This window comes from Rhizobium sp. 18055 (assembly GCF_902706285.1).
Classification (GTDB): domain Bacteria; phylum Pseudomonadota; class Alphaproteobacteria; order Rhizobiales; family Rhizobiaceae; genus Rhizobium.
This window is the reverse complement of the sequence record NZ_CACSKD010000383.1, coordinates 1-413: the sequence shown is the minus strand read 5'-3', so window position 1 is coordinate 413 and position 413 is coordinate 1. Positions and strand designations below refer to the sequence as shown.

General features: G+C 62.5%; 1 protein-coding gene. It reads right to left on the bottom strand.

Going from position 1 to position 413, the window contains the following annotated elements; all coding sequences use genetic code 11:
- On the bottom strand, positions 1 to 413 hold a 413-nt coding region (locus tag GVL52_RS32410), incomplete at both ends, for an efflux RND transporter permease subunit (RefSeq protein WP_200848040.1).

Below are 413 nucleotides of genomic sequence, written 5' to 3'. Positions count from 1 at the left end.
CCCTTGCTCTGCCTCCGCAACGAAAGATCCCACGTCGCGGCCACGCACGTTGGCGCTGACCACTATGCGGCGCTTTCCGTTCTCGCGGCTGACTTGATTGGGGCCAGGGGCGAGTTCGAAAGAAGCGACCTCGGCAAGCGGGATGGAATTGGTCCGTGCTTCGGCAGTGCCCACTGAGCGAGGCAGCGGGATAGGCAGTCGCTTCATGCCTTCCATGTCATTGCGGATCGTTTCGGGCAGGCGCACCAGGATGTCAAATCGCCGATCACCCTCGAACATCGTTCCGGCTTCACGTCCACCGATGGCTGTGGCCACGGTGTCCTGGATGTCGGCCACGTTCAGGCCATAGCGAGCCGCCTTCTGGCGGTCGATATTCACCGTGAGCATCGGCAGCCCGGTTGTCTGCTCGACCT